The sequence below is a fragment of the Yimella lutea genome (assembly GCF_006715095.1).
In the GTDB taxonomy this organism is placed as follows: Bacteria; Actinomycetota; Actinomycetes; order Actinomycetales; family Dermatophilaceae; genus Yimella; species Yimella lutea.
Genome location: NZ_VFMO01000001.1, coordinates 540,620 through 562,174 on the forward strand (window position 1 = coordinate 540,620; position 21,555 = coordinate 562,174).

At 66.7% G+C, this 21,555-nt stretch carries 21 protein-coding genes and 2 pseudogenes; 14 read left to right on the top strand and 9 right to left on the bottom strand.

Annotation, left to right across the window (positions count from 1 at the left end; translation table 11 throughout):
- Nucleotides 1-232: 232 nt before the first annotated feature.
- Entirely contained in the window at nucleotides 233-1,444 is a 1,212-nt protein-coding gene (locus FB459_RS02495) for a hypothetical protein (RefSeq protein WP_141927349.1), read from the bottom strand.
- 149 nt (nucleotides 1,445-1,593) lie between these two features.
- Complete coding sequence (locus tag FB459_RS02500) at nucleotides 1,594-3,660, bottom strand: MMPL family transporter (RefSeq protein ID WP_141927350.1); 2,067 nt, start codon at nucleotides 3,658-3,660, stop codon at nucleotides 1,594-1,596.
- Nucleotides 3,661-3,799: 139 nt separating this feature from the next.
- On the opposite strand from FB459_RS02500, the gene FB459_RS02505 reads away from it, so the two are divergent.
- Complete coding sequence (locus FB459_RS02505) at nucleotides 3,800-4,306, top strand: DUF6328 family protein (RefSeq protein ID WP_141927351.1); 507 nt, start codon at nucleotides 3,800-3,802, stop codon at nucleotides 4,304-4,306.
- 195 nt (nucleotides 4,307-4,501) lie between these two features.
- The gene (locus tag FB459_RS02510; protein ID WP_129624452.1) at nucleotides 4,502-4,837 is read left to right on the top strand and encodes a rhodanese-like domain-containing protein; all 336 of its coding nucleotides are present in this window, start codon (nucleotides 4,502-4,504) and stop codon (nucleotides 4,835-4,837) included.
- A 156-nt stretch (nucleotides 4,838-4,993) separates the two neighbouring features.
- Here the strand turns inward: FB459_RS02510 and FB459_RS02515 are convergent.
- Nucleotides 4,994-5,517 (bottom strand): annotated as a pseudogene (locus FB459_RS02515) (aldo/keto reductase); the annotation flags it as partial.
- 92 nt (nucleotides 5,518-5,609) lie between these two features.
- Between FB459_RS02515 and thpR the strand changes: the two are divergent.
- Nucleotides 5,610-6,158, top strand: coding sequence for an RNA 2',3'-cyclic phosphodiesterase (thpR, locus tag FB459_RS02520; protein ID WP_141927352.1), 549 nt, complete (start codon nucleotides 5,610-5,612; stop codon nucleotides 6,156-6,158).
- Here the strand turns inward: thpR and FB459_RS02525 are convergent.
- Nucleotides 6,119-6,604, bottom strand: coding sequence for a tRNA (cytidine(34)-2'-O)-methyltransferase (locus FB459_RS02525; RefSeq protein ID WP_129624449.1), 486 nt, complete (start codon nucleotides 6,602-6,604; stop codon nucleotides 6,119-6,121). The genes thpR and FB459_RS02525 overlap by 40 nt on opposite strands.
- Nucleotides 6,605-6,816: 212 nt before the next feature.
- On the opposite strand from FB459_RS02525, the gene FB459_RS02530 reads away from it, so the two are divergent.
- Nucleotides 6,817-7,251, top strand: a complete 435-nt coding sequence (locus FB459_RS02530; protein ID WP_141927353.1) for an SRPBCC family protein — start codon at nucleotides 6,817-6,819, stop codon at nucleotides 7,249-7,251.
- Between the two features lie 50 nt (nucleotides 7,252-7,301).
- On the opposite strand, the pseudogene FB459_RS02535 reads toward FB459_RS02530, so the two are convergent.
- From FB459_RS02535 to FB459_RS02540, 3 genes and pseudogenes are all read right to left on the bottom strand, one after another.
- Nucleotides 7,302-8,267 (bottom strand): annotated as a pseudogene (locus tag FB459_RS02535) (TerC family protein); the annotation flags it as partial.
- A gap of 171 nt (nucleotides 8,268-8,438) precedes the next feature.
- Nucleotides 8,439-8,555: a discoidin domain-containing protein gene (locus FB459_RS17685; protein ID WP_246092293.1), complete on the bottom strand. Its 117-nt coding sequence runs from the start codon at nucleotides 8,553-8,555 to the stop codon at nucleotides 8,439-8,441.
- Between the two features lie 38 nt (nucleotides 8,556-8,593).
- Entirely contained in the window at nucleotides 8,594-9,148 is a 555-nt protein-coding gene (locus FB459_RS02540) for an LOG family protein (RefSeq protein WP_141927355.1), read from the bottom strand.
- Nucleotides 9,149-9,426: 278 nt separating this feature from the next.
- Between FB459_RS02540 and FB459_RS02545 the strand changes: the two genes are divergently transcribed.
- From FB459_RS02545 to FB459_RS02565, 5 genes are read left to right on the top strand one after another with little or no spacing between them, the layout of a single operon-like run.
- Nucleotides 9,427-10,869, top strand: a complete 1,443-nt coding sequence (locus tag FB459_RS02545) for a cytochrome ubiquinol oxidase subunit I (protein ID WP_141927356.1) — start codon at nucleotides 9,427-9,429, stop codon at nucleotides 10,867-10,869.
- A gap of 33 nt (nucleotides 10,870-10,902) precedes the next feature.
- Complete coding sequence (cydB, locus tag FB459_RS02550) at nucleotides 10,903-11,967, top strand: cytochrome d ubiquinol oxidase subunit II (RefSeq protein ID WP_129624443.1); 1,065 nt, start codon at nucleotides 10,903-10,905, stop codon at nucleotides 11,965-11,967.
- Nucleotide 11,968: 1 nt separating this feature from the next.
- Nucleotides 11,969-13,588, top strand: coding sequence for a thiol reductant ABC exporter subunit CydD (cydD, locus tag FB459_RS02555; protein ID WP_141927357.1), 1,620 nt, complete (start codon nucleotides 11,969-11,971; stop codon nucleotides 13,586-13,588).
- Complete coding sequence (gene cydC / locus FB459_RS02560; RefSeq protein WP_141927358.1) at nucleotides 13,585-15,264, top strand: thiol reductant ABC exporter subunit CydC; 1,680 nt, start codon at nucleotides 13,585-13,587, stop codon at nucleotides 15,262-15,264. Before cydD ends, cydC begins: the two co-directional genes overlap by 4 nt.
- On the top strand, nucleotides 15,261-15,644 hold the full coding sequence (locus FB459_RS02565; RefSeq protein ID WP_141927359.1) for a BlaI/MecI/CopY family transcriptional regulator: 384 nt from the start codon (nucleotides 15,261-15,263) through the stop codon (nucleotides 15,642-15,644). The genes cydC and FB459_RS02565 overlap by 4 nt, the downstream gene beginning before the upstream one ends.
- Here FB459_RS02565 and FB459_RS02570 read toward each other — a convergent pair whose 3' ends face one another.
- Nucleotides 15,645-16,529 carry a M56 family metallopeptidase gene (locus tag FB459_RS02570; protein ID WP_141927360.1) on the bottom strand — a complete coding sequence of 295 codons (885 nt, stop codon included), beginning with the start codon at nucleotides 16,527-16,529 and terminating at the stop codon, nucleotides 15,645-15,647. It lies immediately after the preceding gene.
- An 84-nt stretch (nucleotides 16,530-16,613) separates the two neighbouring features.
- Here FB459_RS02570 and FB459_RS02575 point away from each other — a divergent pair, with 84 nt between their 5' ends.
- The 3 genes from FB459_RS02575 to FB459_RS02585 all read left to right on the top strand — a co-directional run bounded on the left by FB459_RS02575 (nucleotide 16,614) and on the right by FB459_RS02585 (nucleotide 19,117).
- Nucleotides 16,614-18,071: a UDP-N-acetylmuramoyl-L-alanyl-D-glutamate--2,6-diaminopimelate ligase gene (locus tag FB459_RS02575; protein WP_141927361.1), complete on the top strand. Its 1,458-nt coding sequence runs from the start codon at nucleotides 16,614-16,616 to the stop codon at nucleotides 18,069-18,071.
- 257 nt (nucleotides 18,072-18,328) lie between these two features.
- Nucleotides 18,329-18,616: a mycoredoxin gene (locus FB459_RS02580; protein ID WP_141927362.1), complete on the top strand. Its 288-nt coding sequence runs from the start codon at nucleotides 18,329-18,331 to the stop codon at nucleotides 18,614-18,616.
- Between the two features lie 18 nt (nucleotides 18,617-18,634).
- On the top strand, nucleotides 18,635-19,117 hold the full coding sequence (locus FB459_RS02585; protein WP_246092294.1) for a metallophosphoesterase family protein: 483 nt from the start codon (nucleotides 18,635-18,637) through the stop codon (nucleotides 19,115-19,117).
- Between the two features lie 20 nt (nucleotides 19,118-19,137).
- Here FB459_RS02585 and FB459_RS02590 read toward each other — a convergent pair whose 3' ends face one another.
- Nucleotides 19,138-20,124 carry a 3-hydroxyisobutyryl-CoA hydrolase gene (locus FB459_RS02590; RefSeq protein ID WP_141927364.1) on the bottom strand — a complete coding sequence of 329 codons (987 nt, stop codon included), beginning with the start codon at nucleotides 20,122-20,124 and terminating at the stop codon, nucleotides 19,138-19,140.
- 147 nt (nucleotides 20,125-20,271) lie between these two features.
- Here FB459_RS02590 and FB459_RS02595 point away from each other — a divergent pair, with 147 nt between their 5' ends.
- Together FB459_RS02595 and FB459_RS02600 are read left to right on the top strand one after the other, a co-directional pair.
- The gene (locus tag FB459_RS02595) at nucleotides 20,272-21,042 is read left to right on the top strand and encodes a glycerophosphodiester phosphodiesterase (protein ID WP_211345113.1); all 771 of its coding nucleotides are present in this window, start codon (nucleotides 20,272-20,274) and stop codon (nucleotides 21,040-21,042) included.
- Nucleotides 21,043-21,060: 18 nt separating this feature from the next.
- A complete protein-coding gene (locus FB459_RS02600; RefSeq protein WP_141927365.1) occupies nucleotides 21,061-21,492 on the top strand; it encodes an ATP-binding protein in 432 nt (143 codons plus the stop codon).
- The last annotated feature ends 63 nt before the right edge of the window (nucleotides 21,493-21,555 follow it).

Below are 21,555 nucleotides of genomic sequence, written 5' to 3' on the forward strand. Positions count from 1 at the left end.
TGTGACAACGCCTTTTGCGTTGCCCCGAGGGTCCGGCGAACCAGTGCCGAACCGGGGGAGTGACGTCGATCCTGCCCGCCTCCGTTCCGTAATGGCGATGAAGTCCGGACAAATTACATCGTTGTAGTTTTATCCACAGGTGTGAACAACGCTGTGGATGAAGCGGATTCGCGGTGCAGACAGCGGTGCCCACGAACCGAGGTCCGTGGGCACCGTGCGTGGAACGACCAGGTCAGCCGGCGTCGGGGGCCACGAACTGCGGCAGCTTCGCGTCGAATGCTCGCGCGAAGTCCATCGACGGCATCACGTTGGACCGCGGCTTGGTCGCCAGAGCGAGGTCGGACGCCCAGTTCGCAGCGCGCAGACGCTGGTTCGGGCTGCCGTGGTGGCCGTCGGAGGTGAACTGGCAGTCGCCGACGTTGTAGAACGCCATAGCGTCCTGCACGACGAGGTGCTTGTTCAGCGCTTGACCCTTCTTGTGGGTCATGAAGTACGAGCCGTAGCCGTCGGCCATCAACTCGGTGCGACGAGTCGCCTCCGGTCCGGTCAGCGGTGAGTCGAACAGGTTGTTCTCGTACTGCACGTGGTGCCCGAACTCGTGCGCGAGGATCGAGCGGGGAGCGGTGCGGCCCAGGCCGATCGCTGCCATGCCGGCGAAAACGCCGTCGCCCATCACGATGCGGTCGGAGATGCCGAGCTGCTCATTCGCAGGCGCACCGTCCTCGGTGTACGCGAACGCGTTGAAGGTGAAGATGGGGTGGTCGCCGCCCTTCAGTGCCGGGTCGGCGGCGAACAGGATCGGGTAGAGCGCGGCGATCGCGTCGCCGGTGGCGGGCGAGACGCCGAAGGCCAACTGCACGGTAAGCGACACCTGCTTCTGGTCGGTGAACGAGGCCGCGCCGTGCATCGGCATCAGCGAGATGTCGTCGCTCTTGATGTCCCAGAAGCTGCGCAGGTCGCGCATCGTGCGGTTCATCTCGTTGGTGTACTCGCCGTTGTAGCCGAACCGGTCGCCCTTGCTGGCCTGACCGAAGATCAGCGTGCGGTACGCCGGGATGTCGAGCGCACCGAGCCTGTTGAGCGCGATCAAGTTCGGCATGTTCACGTTCGCGAGCTGACCGTCGAGCCAGCCGCTCACCGGGGTGTCGGCACACTCGTACTGGGACGGGTCGATCGCGCCGTTACGCGCGGTGTTCCACTCCGAGTCGGTGGCGGCCGCAGCAGCGCCACGCGGCGTCAGGGTAAGGCCGGCGGGAAGCTTCGCAGCGATCGCACGGGCCCGGGTCTTCTGCGCCGGCGACAGCGAGGACGCGGCAAGGTGGGCCTCGATCGCGCTGCGCAGGTCGGTGGTCCGGACCGACGACGGGGCGGACGTGGCGGCCTCGGCCGACACCGCCGGCGCGGCCAAACCGATGGCGAAGGCGGCTGCGGTGGCTACGGACATGAGCTTGTGCATGGGATTCCCCGGGTGTCGTGGATGTGCGATGCGACCGTGAAACGAACAGTGGTCGCGACGTGTCCGACCTTAGGCGCACGCGCCGACAACGAGAGAAGTTTCACGAACGTACGTCCGAGACGTAACCGTCCGGGTGCTCAGCTCAGCTTCGAGGGCCACCACACCTTCGGACCGACGATGCTCCACAACGCGGGGATCACGACCGTGCGCACCAGGAAGGTGTCGAGCAGGATGCCCAGGCCGACCACGATGCCGAGCTGGGTGAGCACGATGAGTGGCAGCACCCCGAGCACCGCGAACACTGCTGCGAGCACGACGCCCGCACTGGTGATCACCGCACCGGTCGCCGATACGGCACGCACCATCGACTCCCTGGTGCCGTGGTTCGCGTTCTCCTCGCGCGCACGGATCACCAGGAAGATCGTGTAGTCGACACCGAGTGCCACCAGGAACAGGAAAGCGAACAAGGGGACGCCGTCGTCCAGCGCCGGGAATCCCGCGACATTGGTGCTGATCCAGCTGCCGAGACCGATCGCTGCGATAGCGCTGAGCACCGTCGACAACATCAGCAGGACGGGTGCCACGAGCGCTCGCAGCAGCACCACCAGCACGATGAACACGACCAGCAGGATCAGCGGGACGATCAGCTTCAGGTCACGTTCGGCACCGGTCGACTGGTCGAGCGCTTCGGCGTCCGGACCGCCGACCATCGCCTCGGCCTGCGGAACACCCTTCAGCGCACCCCGGATCCCGCGGACGCTGCCGGTGGCTCCGTCCGTGCCGGGAGGCGCATCCAGCACCACCGTCCAGGAGGAGAGTCCCGCCTCGGAGCGACCGCTCGGACGCACCGAGCGGACTCCGTCGACGCCCTGAACACGCTGCTGAACCTGCTGCGCTGCAGCGGTTTTCGCAACGATCCGGGTGGGGTTCGCCTCACCGGCGGGGTAGTGCTTCGCCATCGTCTCGACCCCGTCGGCGGACTCGGCCGCGACACGGAACTGCTCGGTCTGCGACAGGCCGACCTTCACCCCGAACAGACCGGCGGCGCAGATCAGCAGGACGAGCACACCGGCTCCGCCGTAGATCCACGGTTTGCTCGAGACGCCGTCGGCGAGGCGGTGCCAGATGCCTTCCTTCTTGTCCTTGTGGTCGCCCGGCTTCGGAACGAACGGCCAGAACAGCTTGCGTCCGCACAGCGCGAGGGCCGGCGGCAACAGCAGCATCACGAAGACCAGTGCGACCAACAGGCCGACGGCAGCGCTCAGACCGAGGACGCGGTTGCTGGGCAGGATCGCGAACAACAAGGCACCCAGGGCCAGCACGACGGTGAGGTTGGAGGCCAGGATCGCCGGACCGGCATGTCGGACGGCGGTGCGCAGGGCGACTCGGTGGTCGGTCTCGTGACGCAGTTCCTCGCGGTATCGCGAGACGAGCAGCAACGCGTAGTTCGTGCCCGCTCCGAACACCAGGACGCTGGTGATGCCGGACGTCGAGCCGTCGCTGACCAGTCCGAACGCTTCGACGACACGGCCGGAGACGATGGATGCGACCCGGTCGGCGAGCGCAACCACGATCAGCGGCACCAGCCACAGGATCGGGGAACGGTAAGTGATCAGCAGCAGCACGGCGACGACGAGCGCGGTGATCAGGATGAGCCGAAGGTCAGCTCCGGCGAATGCGTTGGCGGTGTCGGCGCCGAAGCCCGGGCCGCCGGTGAACTCCATCTTCAGTGCCTGGGGCAGACCGGAATTGGCGGCCTCACGCACCTCCTTGACCGAGTCGACCAGGGGGAAACCGGTGACCGAACCGTCGAACGGGACGAAGGCGATCGCGGCCTTGCCGTCCGGCGAAGGCACGACCGGCGGGCCCGAGGATGGTGCGTTCTTGACCGCGTCCCCCCGGTCGACGGCGAGCATCCGCTCACGCATCTGGCCGATCGCCGAGAGGTCCTGGGGGGACAGCTTGGCGCCGTCCTCGCGGGTCACGACGGCGACGCCTTGGGACAGTTCACCGCCGGGAAAGCTCTTCAGGGTCTCGCGAACCATGGCCGACTCCGCGCCGGCGGGCAGCGACACCGGAGCACTCGAACTCGAGGTAGCGCCCATCGCGAAGGCGAGGCCCGCCAGCAGAACGGCCAGGATCAAGGCCCACCAGGACCGACGACCGGAAAGTGCGGAGGCGATGCGATCCAAGAGGGGTCCCATCGCGCGATTCTTTCACGGTGCAAGTATTCGGCGGCGACGGACGTTCAAGGTCGGACACCCTCGACGCCGGACGTGCGGGTCGCGGGTCGCCGGACCGAAAACCCCCCACCGGCAGATTCGCGACCAGTACGTTGAACGGATGGGGCACCAGGACGTCAGTTACGACCAGGGGGACGACGAGCGCGGCGAGTCACCCGGCGAGCGGCTCGATCGCAACTGGAACGAACTGCTGCAGGAACTGCGTGTCACCCAGACCGGCATCCAGATCCTGTTCGCCTTCTTGCTGACCCTCCCGTTCCAGGCGCGGTTCGACATCCTGCAGGGGCAGCAGATCCATCTTTACGTCGCGATCGTCGGGCTGATCACGGCGTCCACGTTCTGCATCATCAGCCCCGTCGTCATCCACCGCATCCTGTTCCGGCGCCGGGCGAAGGATGAACTCGTCAAGGCCGCGAACAAGCTCACGATGGCCGGCCTGATGATGCTCGGGCTCGCGCTGGTGTGTGCGACCGCATTGATCGTCGACGTAGTGATCGGCCGCACAGCCGGCTACATCGCGGCCGGGCTTTGCGTCCTGCTGATCATCGCGTTGTGGGTGGTGCTGCCACGAATCCTGTTGCGCCGCAGTGACGACCAGTACGAGTGAGGTGATTCAGGCGCGGAAGCCGGCCAGGTCGATAGTCGCCCAGTGACCGGTGAATTGATGTGCATGCCGGCCCCCCGACCCTTGAACCTGAACCCTGATCACTGCGCTGGAGGCTCGGTCGATCCGCGCAGTTGGGCCGATGGTGATCACGGTGTGATTACGGCTGTCCCCGGCGGCAACGGTTACTCTCGAGGAATGAGCCGATTCCCGGACGTCCCTGTCACCGACCTTCCCGACGATGCGGTGTTCCTCGACATCCGTGAACAGCACGAGTGGGACGCCGGGCACGCACCCAACGCCGTCCACATCCCGCTCGGTGAGTTGTCCCAGAACCTCGACCACATCCGCGACCTCGCCGGCGACCGCCAGCTGATCGTCACCTGCAAGGGCGGCGGACGCGTCCGGCGCACGTTGCCCTCGCTCGCCGAGTTCGGTCTCGATGTCGCCAACCTCGAGGGCGGCATGAAGGCCTGGCACGAGGCGGGCAAGCCGATGGTCTCCTCGGACGGATCGGAACCCACCGTCGCCTGAGCGGGGTGTTGCTCAGAGCGTTCCTGGACCGCCTGACCCGCTGAGCCCACGCGAATCCGCGCGCTCCGCTGGTTGAGCCACGCGGATGAGGAACGAATCCGCATGCGCCGAAAGCGCCGGACCTTGAACGCAATCGCGGGCACAAGCCGGTGTGGTTCAGCTGTCGCTGGACCGCTTCCAGATGTTGATGCCCGAATCGACCGCGTGTTTGTCGATCGCGCTCAGCTCCTTGTTGGTGAACTCGAGTTTGTCGATGCCCCGAGGCTGTCCTCCAACTGCTGGACGCTGGACGCACCGATCAGCGCCGCGGTGACCCGCGGGTCGCGCAGCACCCACGAGAGTGCCATCTGAGCGAGGGTCTGGCCACGCTTGCCGGCGATGCGGATCAGCAGTGGCGTCCCCATCGACTGCAGGATCTTGACCCCTCCACGCGTCCGCTGCCCGCTGTAGGAGGAGATGCCGACGTCCAGCGCCTTGCCCGACCGGACGATCGAGTCCAGTGCGCCCATCGTCTCTTCCAGCGGCGTGGTGTCGTCGAACCGGTGGCTGTAGAAGATGTCGCCGTACTCGACGCCCATGCGCTTCAGCGACTGGTCGAGTGAGGAGATCAGGTACTTCCGGCTGCCGCCGCCCTGGCCGTAGGGCCCGGGCCACATGTCGTACCCGGCCTTGCTGGACAGGCTTGGTAATCGTCCGCGTGCATCGTCATTGCTCCACCCTGCTCTTCGCCTAGGCTCGAATGCATGACTGCACCCGATTTCTTCAAGCAGGCGTGAGCGCGCGGATGTTCGTGGCGGTGGTGCCGCCGGAACCGATCAAGGAAGAACTCAGCGAGTTTCTCGCGCCCCGCGACGGCATGCCGTGGATCGACCCCGAGCAGTGGCACCTCACGCTCGCCTTCCTTGCGCAGGTGGCGCAGCACAGGGTCGACGATCTGGTCGAGGCGCTGGAACGCACTGCCGCCAAACACGAGTCCTTCGAGCTGTCACTGGCCGGAGCGGGCGCCTTCCCGGACGAGTTCACCGCCAAGGTGCTGTGGCTGGCACCTGCTGCCGACATGAGTCGCCTCGCCGCCGGCGTCCGCAACGCGTGCAACAGCGCCGGTGCGACCCCGGACGGTCAGCGCTTCGTCGGTCACCTCACGATCGCACGGCTGAAGCGATCACTGGACGCCCGCAAGTGGCTGCAGGTGCTCGACACCTTCCGGTCCGCGCCGTGGCTGGTCGAGGAGGTCGAACTGGTGCACTCCCACCTGCGGGAAGGCCAGTCGGGCAGGCCGCGCTACGAGACGGTCGCGTCCGTTGCGCTCGGCAGTGCGTAGTCCCATTGCCGCCATGCCTCGTACACAGCGATCGCCGCGGTGTTGCTGAGGTTCAAGGATCGGCGTCCCGGCATCATCGGCACCCGCACCTGCGCGGTGATGCGTGAGTGCGACAGGACCTCCTCGGGCAGGCCGTCGGCCTCTCGTCCGAACAGCAGCACATCACCGGTCTCGTAAGCGATCGAGCTGAAGACGGTGTCGCCGCGTCCGGTGTAGGCAAAAACCCGAGCGCCGGGCAGATGCGACCAGAAAGCATCCAAGTCGGGATGGACGGTGACGGTCGCCAGGTCGTGATAGTCCAGACCGGCGCGACGCAACCGGGCCGACTCCATCGAGAAGCCCAGCGGCTCGATCAGGTGCAGATGCACCGGCGTGCACGCAGACAGGCGAATCGCGTTTCCGGTGTTGGGCGGGATCTGCGGCTCGAAGAAGGCGACGTGCAACATGCTCGTGAGTCTGACGCACCGAATGGTTCATCGGCCAATTGGATATGGCGACTCCCCAGAATTGCGCGTCATCGCGTGACTGGACGACTGTCCAAAGCGGGCGCTCGACGACCCACTGAAGAAGGTAAAGATATCCAATAGAGAAGGTAAAGACGTTTTACAGAACGCTCGTCCGATACAAAAAAGAAGGCGGATCTGGCTAGCTTGGTGGCGTGAACCAGGACTACATCTTCCACCGGCGACTGCGGATGTCGGTCAGCGATGTCGTCGTTGCATGGGCTGACCCCCGCGTCATGAGTGAGTGGTTCTGGCCCCACATCGACGGCGTCAGCTACGACCTTCCGCGCCGCGGACGCGGTGACGCCTACCGCATCTCCAGTGCGTCCACCGGTGTCACGATCTCCGGCACCTGCCTGCACTGGGATCAGCACGGTTTCGACCTGACCTGGCGCGTCGACGGTGCCGACTTCGTCCAGGAGGGCCTCGACACGCTGTCGGTACGACTGCTGCCCATCGAGGGCGAAGGGTGCGAGCTCGTGCTCACCTACGCCGTCAACAGCAACATCGCGGAGCACCTGACCCGCATGTGGGACCCGACCCTCGACCGGCTCGCGGCGCTGCAGATCACGACCGAGCGGGTCGCCTGATCACTGCGTGCTGATCACTGCGTGGGCCCGGCCTTGCTGAGCTCCTTCTTCTCGGCCTTCTTGCGCGAAGCGATCAGAGATGCGACGACGGTGGTCACGAGGACGCCGACGATCACGCCGAGCGAGACCGGTGTGGTGAGTTCGATGACGTCCACCGGCTTGCCGTCGTTGATGAACCCGAGCGAGTTCTTGTGCAGGGCGTGGAGGAGCAACTTCACGCCGATGAAGCCGAGGATGACGGCCAGGCCGTAGCTGAGGTAGATCAGGCGGTCGAGCAGTTCGTCGATCAGGAAGTACAGCTGCCGCAGACCGAGCAGGGAGAACGCCGTCGCGGTGAACACGATGTACGGCACCTCGGTCAGACCGTAGATCGCCGGGATCGCGTCGAGCGCGAACAGGATGTCGGTGCCGCCGATGACGATCATCACCAGCAGCATCGGGGTCATGACCCGCCTGCCGTCGATCCGGGTGAACAACTTGTCGCCGTCGTACTCATCGGACGCCTTGAAGAACTTCTTGGCGATCCGGCTGACGATGTTGTCGGCGGAGTGCTCCTGCTCGCCTTCAGGCTTGAGCATGTGGCCGGCGGTGACCAACAGGACGAGGCCGAAGAAGTAGAACGTCCAGCTGAACGTGTTGATCATCGCAGCGCCGACGAAGACGAAGGCGGCACGAGCCACCAATGCGATTGCGATACCGACGAGCAACACCTTCTGCTGGTAGGCCCGTGGCACCTTGAAGCTGGCCATGATCACCATGAACACGAACAGGTTGTCGACGCTCAGCGCCTTCTCGGTGATGTAGCCCGCGAAGTAGTCGCCGCCGTGGCCGCTGCCTGCGAAGTACCAGAGGCCGACGCCGAACACCAGGGCGACGCCGACGTACAGAGCCGACCAGGTGGCGGATTCCTTCAGCGTCGGCTCGTGTGCTTGGCGGACGTGGAAGAAGAAGTCGAACAGCAGCAGACCGATGATGCCGGTGATGGTCAGGGTCCAGACGAGCGCGGTGACGTTCAAGCGGGGTCCTTGTTCGGAGGTGGGCCTCGGGTGACGGTTGTGGTTCCAACGTCCCGGACGCGCAGCATTCTCCCCGATGTGAGGTGGCCGGCGTCACACGGCCCGGCACGCACTGACCGACACGAAGGGTCCCGTCCGATCGGGCGGGACCCTTCGTCGTGCTGCGAATCCTCAGTCGGTGAAGACCTGCAGCTCCTCGATCGAGTAGCCGTAGTTCGTCGCGCGCTCGGTGGCGTGCACCCGGATGTACCGTGCCGCCGGCATGGTCTTGCCCGGTTCGTTGAACACATGGACGTCCAGTGCGCCGGTAAATTTTCGACAGGTGGTCAGACGCGTTCGGCCAGACCTGCGACGGCCGCGTCCATGGTCTCTTCCACAACGATGTCCTTCAGCGTCGCCTCGTGGACGAAGTCGTTCGCGACCATCGCCCGCAACACTTCGAGCATCGGCTGCCAGAAGCCGCCGGTGTCCAGGAAGCCCACCGGCTTGTCGTGATAGCCGAGCGTGCGCCAGGTCCAGACCTCGAAGATCTCCTCGAGGGTGCCCAGCCCACCGGGCAGGCACAGGAACGCGTCTGCATGGTCCGCCATCGAGGCCTTGCGCTCATGCATGGTCTGGACGACGTCGAGTCGGGTGAGGTCGTGCCGACCCCATTCGCGGTCGATCATCGACTGCGGGATGACGCCGATCACTTCGCCACCAGCGTCCAGTGCGCCACTGGAGACTGCGCCCATGAGGCCGCTGCCCCCACCGCCGTACACCAGGCCGATGTCGTTGCGGGCCAGCCAGTTTCCGGCGTCGTACGCAGCCTTCATGAGGGCGTCGTCGATGCCGGGGCGGGATGCGCAGAACACGGCGATGCGTCGCAGCGGTGAAGTCATCCGGCGATTGTTCCAGGCCCTGGTTGCCGGTCGGGGACGGCGAACAGCGCGATGCGGCAGCTTTGGCCGACCTCCCTGGTCCGGCCCGGGATCATTGCGAACACGGCGAAGCCGAAGAGGGGAAGATCGGCCCAGGTGGGTGCCAGGTCGTCTGCGTGACGGGTATCACGCGGTGAAAATCCAGTACAGGTGGCGGGTAGTACTACTAGGAGTAGTATCGGATTCGGCGACACGGGGACCACCTGTGTCCGGACCCGGGAATTTCAGGAGTACGCCCAGTGGATGCGCTTGATCTGGCGAGATGGCAGTTCGCCGTCACGACCGTCTACCACTTCTTCTTCGTGCCGATCACGATCGGCATGTCCGCCGTCGTCGCCGGCTTCCACACCGCGTGGTTGCGCACCCGCAACCCGGAGTGGCTGCGCTTGGCGAAGTTCTTCGGCAAGCTGTTCACGATCAACTTCGCGCTCGGCCTGGTGACCGGCATCGTGCAGGAGTTCCAGTTCGGGATGAACTGGTCGGCCTACAGCCGGTTCGTCGGAGACATCTTCGGCGCCCCGCTCGCGTTCGAGGCGTTGCTGGCCTTCTTCCTGGAGTCGACCTTCCTCGGCCTGTGGATCTTCGGTTGGGGGCGCATCCCCGAGAAGCTGCACGTGATGTGCATCTGGCTGGTGCACATCGGCACCGTCCTGTCGGCTTACTTCATCCTGGCCGCGAACTCGTTCATGCAGAACCCGGTCGGGTTCAAGTACAACGAGTTGAAGAACCGCGCAGAACTCACCGACTTCGTCGCCGTCCTCACCAACAAGGTGCAACTGGTCACCTTCCCGCACGTCGTGTCCGCCGCCTACATGACCGGTGGCGCGATGGTCATGGGAGTCGGTCTGTGGAAGTTGATGAAGGGACGCGCGGAAGCCGACCGCGGCATGTACCGCAAGAGCGCCCGCGTGGGTGCCTGGGTGACCCTGGTCGCCAGCGTCGCGATGCTCATCTCCGGCGACATCCAGGGCAAGATCATGACCGACGTCCAGCCGATGAAGATGGCTGCCGCCGAGGCGCTGTACGACACCGAGCAGCCGGCGAGCTTCTCGGTGTTCACCATCGGATCTCTGGACGGCAGCAAGGAGGAGTTCGCCGTCACCGTCCCCAAGGTGTTGTCGTTCCTGGCCACCGGTGACATGAACGGCGAGGTCGCCGGCATCAACGATCTGCGTCGTGAACTGCCGGCTGCCATCGCGGAGAAGAACAAGGAATACGGCGTCCCCGAGCACTACATCAGCCCCTCCAGCTACGTGCCGAACATCCCCGGCTCCTATTGGTCCTTCCGGTTCATGATCGGCCTAGGCATGGCGGCGATGGCCGGCGCAGTGCTGGTGCTGTGGAAGACCCGCAAGGGCGGTACTCCGAAGAGCAAGCTGTTCATCTGGATCGCGGTGCTGACCCCGTTCGCGCCGGTGTTCGCCAACAGCTTCGGCTGGATCTTCACCGAGATCGGTCGTCAACCGTGGTTGGTCTACGGCGTCATGACCACCGAGACGGGTCTGTCCACGGCCGCCTCGACCGCCGACGTCGCGATCTCGCTGATCGTCTACACCCTGCTGTACGCGGTGCTCGCCGTGATCGAGGTGAAGCTCTTCCTCGACTACATCAAGAAGGGTGCCGAGCCCTTCGAAGAACCCAAGATGCTCGAGGACGACGACCAGTTGGCGTTTGCCTACTGAGCGCCGGACATTCGCGAAAAGGACTGAGAACACATGTCTCTCGAAACACTCTGGTTCATAATCATCGGCGTCCTGTGGACCGGCTACTTCGTGCTCGAAGGCTTCGACTTCGGGGTCGGGATGTCGCTACCGATCCTCGGCAAGGGCTCGGACAAGGCCGACACCGACAAGCGTCGCCGCGTCCTGCTCAACACCATCGGCCCGTTCTGGGACGGCAACGAGGTCTGGCTGCTCACCGCCGGCGGTGCGATGTTCGCGGCGTTCCCGGCCTGGTACGGCACTCTCTTCAGTGGTTTCTACCTGGCGCTGCTGCTGATCCTGGTCGCCCTGATCGTGCGCAACATGGGCTTCGAGTACCGCCACAAGCGTGACTCGGACGCGTGGCGCAAGGGCTGGGATCTGTGCATCATGATCGGCTCGTTGCTGCCGCCGCTGCTGCTCGGTGTGGCGCTGACCAACATCGTCGCCGGTGTGCCGATCACCCAGGACCGGCACCAGGAGTTCATCTTCACCGGCAACCTGTTCACGCTGCTGAACCCGCTGTCGCTGCTCGGTGGCCTGGTGTTCGTCGGCCTGTCGCTCACCCACGGCGGCCACTTCATCGCGCTGAAGACCGCCGGTCAGATCCGCCACGACGCCCGCGCCTTCGCCACCAAGGCCGGCCTGGTGACGGCGGTACTGGCCGTGGTGCTGCTGCTGTGGGTCGGCCTCAAGACCGGCAACGTCGGCTCCTGGATCACCACGGCGATCGCGGCGGTGTCGCTGCTCGCGGCGATCTTCTTCAACACCAAGGGTGCGGAGGGCAAGGCGTTCATCGGCACCACCATCACCTGGGCGATGGCCGTCGCGACTTACTTCCTGGCGATCTTCCCGAACGTCATGCCGAGCACGACGGACGATCGGTTCAACCTGACGGTCGAGAACGCGTCCAGCTCGCACCTGACGCTGCAGATCATGACCGGAGCAGCGCTGATCTTCACCCCGATCGCGCTGGCGTACACCGCGTGGAACTACTGGGTGTTCCGTCGCCGGATCAGTGTCGAGCACATCCCCGGCGCCGTCGACCCGCTGAAGATCCAGGACGAGGTGGACGCCTGACATGAAGCCGTTCGACCCCCGACTGGTCAAGGAAGTACCCGCCACCCGAGTGCCCGTTGTGGTGCTCGGTGTGCTGGGTGGCCTGTCGGGGGTCGCGGCCATCTCCGGTGCGTTTGCGATCGCGGCGCTGGTGGTGGCTCTGGTCCGCGGGCACTCGCTGACGGGCCCGGCGGTCGCGGTTGTTGTCGTCTTCGTAATCCGCGGTCTGCTGTCCTTGCTCACCGAGCAGGTGGCGTCCTGGGCGGCGACCCGCATCTCGGGTGCACTGCGTCACGACTACCTGCGACGGATGCTCGCGGCGCCTGCGGACGAGCGTCCGGACGCCGCCCGTCTGATGACGGTCTCGACCCACGGGGCGAGCGCGGTCGAGCCGTATGTCGCCCGCTACCTGCCCTCCTTGGTGGCGGCTGCCGTCGTGCCACCGCTCGCCGTCCTCTGCCTGCTCTTCGTCGACTGGAGCAGCGCGCTCATCGTGGTGCTGACGTTGCCGCTGCTGCCGGTGTTCGCGGCTCTGATCGGACGCTTCACGCAGGACGCCACCGAGAAGCGGTGGAAGACCCAGACCCGCTTGTCCGGTCACTTCCTCGACGTGATGCGCGGACTGCCGACGCTGGTCTCCTACGGCCGCGCCGAGCACCAGGCCGAACAGGTTTCTGCGGTCGGCGACCGGCACCGGGTCGCCACCGTCCGCACGCTGCGGATCGCGTTCATGTCGTCCGCAGCCCTGGAACTGCTGGCCACCATCTCGGTCGCGATCGTCGCGGTCTGGACCGGCATGCGTCTGGCATGGGACGAAATGGAACTCGGTGTCGCGCTGACCGCGATCCTGCTCGCGCCGGAGGCGTACTGGCCGATCCGCCGGGTGGGGCAGGAGTTCCACGCCGCCGCCGACGGTGTCGAGGCGATCGATTCGTTGCTTCCGAGCGCGCCGCCCGACCGCTGGTCGTGCCGTGCGGATGAGGAACGAAACCGCACGCGCCGAAACCAAGGTGCTGCGGACGCAGGAGCCGCAAGGAGAGCGCTGGTGCTGGACGGCGTCCGCTATCGCTACCCGGGCACCGACAACGACGTGCTGGACGACGTCTCGTTCACGGTCGAGCCGGGCCTCACCGCGCTGGCCGGACCCTCCGGATGCGGCAAGACCACGCTGCTCGAACTGCTCGCCGGACTGCGCACACCGACGGCCGGCACCATCGAGCGTCCGACCACCCACCTGGTCACCCAGACCCCGTTCATCGCGCCGATGAGCGTGCGCGACAACCTGCTCTTCGGTGTCAGCGACACCTCGCGTCTCGACGAGGCGATGTCTGCCACCGGCTTCGAGCGCATCCTCGGCACCCTCCCCGTCGGTTTGGAGACTGCGTTGGGAGACAACGGCTTCGGCCTGTCCGCCGGCCAGCGCGCCCGTCTCGTTCTCACCCGAGCCTGGCTGAGCGACGCCGACGTGCTGCTCGTCGACGAACCCACGGCGCACCTCGACCCCGAGGCGGCGGACGACGTCCGCGACCTGATCGTCGATCTCGCCGCGCGGCGTCCGGTGGTGGTCGTCAGCCACGACGACGAACTCATCGACCGCGCCGATCACACCATCCGCCTCGCTCACCGGGCGGTGGCCCGATGAACCAGTGGACCCCGTACGGACCATCGATCAAGAAGCAGTCGGCTCCGTCACGCGCCAAGATCGTGATCGCCGGAGTCATCGGCGGCCTCGCCGTCGGATGCGGTGTCTTCCTGACCGCCACCTCGGGCTGGCTGATCGTGCAGGCGAGCAAGCACCCGGTGATCCTCACCCTGCTCACCGCGGTCGTCGGCGTTCGCGCGTTCGGCATGGGACGCCCGGCGTTCCGTTACGTCGAGCGGGTCATCTCGCACGACGCCGCGTTGAACTCGTTGCGGCACGAGCGCACCGAGGTCTACCGGCGACTCATCCCGCTGACCCCGGCCAGGCTCGGACGCCGGCGTCGCGCCGATCTGCTCACCGGCGTCGTCCGCGACCTCGACGATGTCGTCGATCTACAGGTGCGCACCGTCGTGCCGTTGATCGCCACGCTGGTCGCGTCGGCCGCTGCGGTGATCGTCGGATTCGTGCTGAACGCAACAGCCGGGTTCGTGCTGGTGGTGTTCTGTGCTTCAGCCGTGCTCGTGGGGGCGCTCGACCTCGCGCTGGAACGCCGCGGGCAGGCGCAGGTGCTCGAAGCACGCGCAGCGGTGCAGCGCGCGGCGCACCTCGTGTCGGCCAACCCCGCCGAGCTGCAGGCGATCGGGGCATCCGACGAAGCTCTGCGCTGGATCGACGAGGCGCAGGCCGAGCTCGAAGGTGCGAGTCGCCGGCAGGCCCGCGGGCGCTCGGTCGGTCTCGGACTCTCGTTGGCGCTCACCGGTACTGCCACCGTCGCACTCGGCTACCTGTTGTTCGACCCGGTGCGTAGCGGTGACCTGGACACGCCCCTGGCAGCCCTGCTCGTGTTCATGCCGTTGGCGCTCGGCGACGTGCTCGGCCTGATCCCGGACGCCGTCGGCGCGCTCGCCCGCGGCCGAGCTGCCACGAAGCGGCTGAGCGTCCTGCTCGACCAGGCTCCGGCGGTCGTCGCGACTGCTCACGACGAACCGGGCCCGGACACGACTGTCGAGCTGCGCGATGTCAGCGCCGCCTGGACCGACGATGCGGTGCACCTGGCGCCGCTCGATCTGATGATCCGTCCGGGCGAGCACGTGACGATCACCGGCCCGAACGGCTCCGGCAAGTCCACGTTGCTCGCGGTGCTCGCTCGTCACCTCGACCCGGCGTCCGGGTCGTACCTGATCGGCGGACGCGACGTCCGCAGCCTGTCGCTCGACGCCGTCCGTGACCTGTTCGCCGTCGTCGACGACGAACCCCACATCTTCGTCGGCACCGTGCGCGCCAACATGCTGCTCGCTCGTCCGGGAGCGTCCGACCAGCAGGTCGCGGCAGCCCTGGTGCAGTCCGGGCTCGGACACTGGCTCGCTGCGCTGCCCGCCGGCCTCGACACCGAACTCGGCGACGGCAACCGAGGCGTCTCCGGAGGAGAACGAGCCCGACTGGGGATCGCACGCGCCGTGCTGTCGGGTCGGCCGATCGTGTTGCTCGACGAGCCGGTCGCTCACCTGGACACCCCGACCGCACGCGAGGTGCTCGCCGACCTGCACAGCGCGACCAGCGGCCGCACCGTGATCCTCGTCGCGCACCAGCCGGTGGGAACCATCGGTGCCCAGCGCGTCGTAAAATTGAACGATCACCGCTCTTACGAGCCCGCACCACCGGGATGGACCTCATGAATCGTGACAACGTCAGCGCCAACGGCCTCGGCGACCTCGAACGCGCGATCATGGAGTGCCTGTGGGCCACCGAGACTCCACTCATCGTGCGTGAGATCGCCGAACGCCTCGAACAGACCGACGGCAGGAAGCGCGCCTACACGACGGTGATGACGGTTGCCGACCGCCTGGCCAAGAAGGGCCTGACCGAGCGCGTCCGGGACGGTCGTGCCTGGCGCTACAGCGCGGCGTCCAGCCGTGAGGAGCTCACCGCCCAGGCGTTGCGCGAAACGCTCGCCGACTGGGCCGGCCCGGCCGAGTCGGACGCCGTGCTGCACTTCCTGCAGGACATGTCCGACCGCGATCTCGCCCGCGTCCGCAAGGCGCTGGAGGCGCTCTGATCAGCTGACGAGAGTCGCAACGGTGAGCAGCCCGGGCAGCTGCAGCACGAACATCGCGGTCAACACCGCTCCGAAAGCCAGTCGCCGCCGGTAGGTGCCGTACGCCAGCTGCTCGACGCGGATCACCGCATCGTCCGTCGCGCCCAGCGCCGACGCCGGGTGTTGTCCTCCGGCGAGCGCCAGCATCGCGGTGGCAACCGGCCGCTTGCCGGTCACACCGACGGCCCAGCGGTCGGCGAGTAACTCGATCAGCAACTTCACCTCGCGCAGCCCGGCAGTGCTGCGCACCGCCACGGGCACGGCGGTGTGCAACACCGTGAAGAACTCCAGGACGAGGTCGTGCCGCTGTCGCAGATGCGAACGCTCATGTGCCAGAACGGCTTCCAGTTGATCCGCGTCGAGAGCGTCGAGCGTTCCCTGGGTCAGGACCACCCGCCGGCTGGAGCCGGGAACGCAGTACGCCGTCGGTGTCGGGTGAGCCAACACCCGGACGTTCTCCCCGAGGGCCGCGTCATCGATGCCGATGAGGTCCACCAGTTCGGTGTGCTCACGGCGTCCGCGGCGTAGGTCCGTGCCGATCCGGTGGCCCTGCAGCAGCAGGCGAGCCAGCAGGAAGCCGGTGACCGCGAGACCGGCCAGCAGGAGTGTCACGTGCTTGCCGGGGTCGGGATCGTGATGTCCGGAGGTCGCTCGGGCGTACAGAAGGACGGCCAGCGGGGCTGCGAGCAGTCCGGAGGCGACGGCGGCGAGCGATACGCTCTGCCACAGCAGCAGGGCGGCCGCGGGCACCGAACGCAGTGCGGTGAGCCGGGGGAGAAGACGGGGCATCGGCCAAGCCAGCAGCACCGCCAGCAGGATCAACGCCACGACGAACACGCGTCCCATTATCGCCAGGACGGCTCCTCGCCACGAAGGTCGGTCGGCAAGCGCGTCGAAGGCGGGTCGAGCGCCCGTTGCTAGGCTCGTCGGGTGAGGCTGAACTCCGCTGCAATTGCAACCGTTCTGAGCACCGAGGTGCCGGTCGAGGGCGACTTCACTGCCGTGACCAATGCATCGAACCAGGTGCAGCCCGGCGGGGTTTTCGTCGCGATCAAGGGGTTCACCAGCGACGGTGCCAAGTACGCGCCGGACGCGATCTGCCGCGGCGCACGACTGGTCGTGGCGCAGGAACCGATCGACGGCGTGCCGACGGCTGTTGTGCCGGACGCCCGGGTGGCCCTGGCACAGTTGGCGTGTGCGTTCGCCGGGGATCCGTCACATGAACTGACCGTCTACGGCGTCACCGGAACGAACGGCAAGACGACGAGTTCGTATGTGCTGCACGGGATTCTGTCGGCCGCGTACGGCGAGGACGCGACTGGCCTGCTCACTACTGCCGAGATCGTGGTCGGCAGACACCGCGAACCGGCGGTGCGGACGACGGGCGAGGCACCTGTCGTCCAGGGCAACCTGCGTCGCATGCTCGACGGCGGTGCGAAGCATGTCGTGCTGGAGACCAGTTCGCACGGTCTCGCGCTGCACCGAGTGCTCGGCACCCGTTACGCGGCAGCCCTTTTCACCAATCTCACGCGGGATCACCTCGACTTTCATCCCGATATGGAGGACTACTACCGCACCAAGCGCAGGCTGTTCGAGCGCACCGACGGACCCAAGCTGGTCAATGCCGACGACGAGTACGGTCGCCGCATCGCGGGCGAGGTAGACGGCACGCTCACGTACGGCGCTTCCGCGGACGCCGATTACCGCATTTCGGACGTGCGGCTTGAGGGGGCCGGGACGGCGTTCACGCTGAAAACCCCCGCCGGGCAGTCACTCTCGTTCCGTACTCCGCTGCTGGGTGACTACAACGTGCACAATGTCGCGGGCGCGTCGGCGTTGCTGCTGGAGATGGGCATGGACGCCGACACGCTCGTCGCGGCGGCGCAGACCATCCCGCAGGTGCCCGGCCGGTTCGAGCGGGTCCCGGCCGCTGCGGATCGCGGGTTCGAGGTGATCGTCGACTACGCCCACACCGACGATGCACTCCGCGCCCTGCTCGAGGTGGCCCGTGAGGTGACCTCGACGCGAGGTGATGATGCCCGGCTGATCGTGGTGTACGGCGCTGCAGGAGAACGGGATCCGGCCAAGCGCGCACCGATGGGGACGGTGGCCTCCCGACTGGGCGACATCAACATCATCACCACCGACGACGCGTACTCCGAGGACCCGCAGGCCATCGCCGACGAGGTGATGAGCGGTGCCGACAGTTCGAACACGGCGGTCGTGCTCGAACGCCGCGAAGCTATCCGTCAAGCCCTGGACGAGGCGCGTCCGGGCGACGTCGTGGTGGTCGCCGGCAAGGGTCACGAACGCGTCCAGCACCTGCCCACGGGTGACATCGACTTCCACGACCCGACCGTCGTCACCGAGCTGCTCGCCGACCGTTGATCGGGTGCTTCGTCCGCGGGAGTGGTTTCGGCGCACGCTGATTCGTTCCTCATCGGCGTGGCTCAACCAGCGGGAGTTGTGTGGGTCAGCGTCCTGCCGCTGGTCGAGCCCATACCCTCTCGCTGGTTGAGCCCTACGCATGAGGAACGAATGCGTAGGCGCCGAAACCGCTCGTATTCGTCGGTGTTCCGGCACAGCGGAGGGCAGCGGGCGGCGCACGGTGGAATCCCGATCAACGCTGTGGTGTTGGTGTGGTCATGAACGTGAGCCAGATCCTTCCCCGCGGCGTCGAGTTGCCGGCCGCGGGCACCGTCACGCTGTTCTCCACCGGGTGGTGTGGCTTCTGCCGCCGGTTGAAGGCCGGCCTCGACCGCGAGGGCATCGGTTACACCGAGATCGACATCGAGCGCTCACCCGCCGCGGCCGAACTCGTCGAGGTGATCAACCACGGCAACCGCACTGTGCCGACCGTGGTCTTCCCGGACGGGGACTGCGAGACCAATCCCTCGCCGGCACAGGTGCGTTCACGTCTCGGTGGAAACTGAGTCGTGAGGAGAGTTCTGGTGCTGGCCGACACGCATGCGCCTCGCTTCTGGAAGACGGTGCCGCCGGCGCTCCTTCCGCTGCTCGAGCAGGCCGACCTGGTCCTGCATGCCGGTGACGTGTGCGTCCCGTCGGTGCTCGACGAACTGGCTGCCTACGCGCCGGTGCGAGTGGTACTCGGCAACAACGACGGGCCGGACGTGGCGGCGTGGAACGCCGGGGTGCCAGAGACGCTGGAGTGGGAGATCGACGGTCTGCGGGTGGCGATGATCCACAACTCCGGTGCGCGCCAGGGTCGTGGCCGCCGGATGCGGCGTCGTTTCCCGGACGCGGAGCTGGTCGTCTACGGGCATTCGCACATCCCGATGGACGTGGTCGACGACGGGTGTCATCTGTTCAATCCCGGATCGCCGACCGACAAACGCCGGCAGCCGCGTCCGACTGCCGGGATGCTGGAGATCGAGGCCGGCGCACTGGCGCGCCACGACCTGATCACCCTCTGAAGTGCACCGGGGCGTCGGCCTCAGTCGAACGCTGCGTCGACCTCGTCCTTCGGAACGTCGTCGAGCGAGTCGTGCGTCCACTTCGGGGCACGGTCCTTGTCGACCAACTGCGCACGCACGCCCTCGGCGAAGTCGGCGTGGTGTGACACGACGCGGGCCAGTCGCAGGTCCTGGGCGAGCACCTCGTCGACCGTTTCCATCGAGGCCGCCCGGCGCAGAGCCGCGAGCGTGACCGAGACCGACCAGGGCGAACGCTGCGCAATCAGTTCGGCGGCCACCCGGGCCTGCTCGACGGACGAGGTGCGAAGGCGTTCCAGAATGACGGACGCGTCATCCCCTGCGTAACACTCGTCGATCCAATCCTGCTGTCCGGCAAGTTCACTGCGCACGTGCTGCGCCTCATAGTCAGGTGCGCGTCCGTCGGCGAGCGAGGAGACGACGTCCGGCCACGACGCCGAGTCGATGACGGCGTCCGAGAGTCCGGCGTAAACCGCGTCCGCACCGGAGATCATCTGCCCGGTCAGTGCCAGGTGGGTGCCGATCTCGCCAGGCGACGAGGCGAGCAGGTGCATCGCGCCCACGTCCGGGAAGAAGCCGATGATCGTCTCCGGCATCGCGACCTTGGTGCGTTCGGTCGCCAGCCGCAACGAGCAATGTGCCGACACCCCCACGCCGCCACCGAGCACGAACCCGTCCTGGCAGACCACGATCGGTTTGGGGTAGGCGGCCAGGCGGGCGTTCATCGCGTACTCGGCCTCGAAGAAGTGCTGACCGTCCTGACCGTCGAGGATCTCCGTGCGTACTGCGACGACATCGCCGCCGGCGCACAGCCCACGTTCGCCGGCGCCCTCGATCGTGAGCGAGCTGATCGCTTCGTCGTGCTCCCACTGCTGCAGTTGCGCATCGACGGCCTCGACCATGGGCAACGTCAGTGCGTTGAGTGCCTTCGGCCGGTCGAGCACGATGCGGCCGAGACGCCCCTCCACCTTGAACTCCACGTCAGTCATGGCGCCACCTTCTCAGACGGACGCGTCCGCTTGGCGTAAGGCGCGACGGTCGCGCCTTACGCCCGGGCACGAGTCCGTACCACGGCGTAAGGCGCGACGGTCGCGCCTTGGTGCGGGGTGGCTGCTGAGTGCGGCAGGATTGCAGTCGTGCGTGAGACACCGCCCCTGGTCATTGCCCATCGCGGATCGAGCCAGGCTCACCCCGAGCACACACTGAGGGCGTACGAACAAGCCTTCGAGGACGGAGCGGACGGCGTCGAGTGCGACGTCCGGCTGACGTCCGACGAGCAGCTCGTGTGCGTCCACGACCGCACACTCGACCGCACCAGCAGCGGCACCGGCGTCGTCTCCCAGTTGACGCTGGAACAGTTGCAGGAGTTCGAGTGGGGCTCCTGGAAGGGCGAGGGTCACACCGGCTCGCTGCTCACCCTCCGGGAACTGATCGAGACGCTGCTCGACGGGCCGCGCAAGCTGCAACTGGTGATCGAGACCAAGCACCCGTTCTGGCAACCGGCTCGCATCGAGGAAGTGCTCGCCGAGGTGCTGGAGGAGTACGGACTGCTCGATACGGCGACTGCCGATCTGCAGGTGCGACTCATGTCGTTCTCGTCCCGGGCAGTCGCGCGCTTCGTACGGTTGGCGCCAGAACTCGAGCGGGTGCAGTTGGTCGAGACCGTGCAACTGCTTCGCTACCGCACCTGCGTCGGTCCGAATGCCTCGATCGCCGGTCCCGGTATCGGGTTGCTGCGCCGGGACCGCAAGTTCGTGGCCCGCCATCACGCGGTCGGCAACCACGTGCACGCCTGGACCGTCGACTCGCCCGAGGACATCCAGTTGTGCCTCGACCTCGGCGTCGACGCGATCATCACCAACCGACCCGCTGCAGTTCGAGAGGCTGTCGAGCGCGCCTACTCCTGAGATGACAAACTTGCGCGCATGACCGAAGACGGCTCGACCAACGACTCCTGGGTGCGCACCGTGCGCCTTGCCTTCACCAGCGACTCCGTGCCGGAGGTGCGGCGTGTGTTCACCGAGGACCTCGCCGGTTCACTCGTACCCATCGAGGTCATCGAGGAGACCGAGACCGTCGTCTCCGAACTCGTCGCCAACGCGTTGCTGCACGGCCGCCCGCTGCCCGACGGCACCATCCGAGTGCACTGGAAGGTGCGGCCGCCGCGCATCGAGATCGAGGTCAGCGACGGCGGTGGTGAGCGTTCGCCCCAGCCCAAGCCCCAGACCCCCTGGGCCAACAGCGGCCGCGGCCTGCGCATCGTGCGTTCCCTCGCCCACGAGTGGGGCGTCGCGGACGAGGACAGCCGCACCACCGTCTGGGCTGCCATGGGTGGCCCGAGTCGTCGCCGGGTCTGACCGGTAGCTCACCTGCGGGCCACCCACCTGCGCTGGTTGAGCCCTACGCCTGACGAAGGAAGG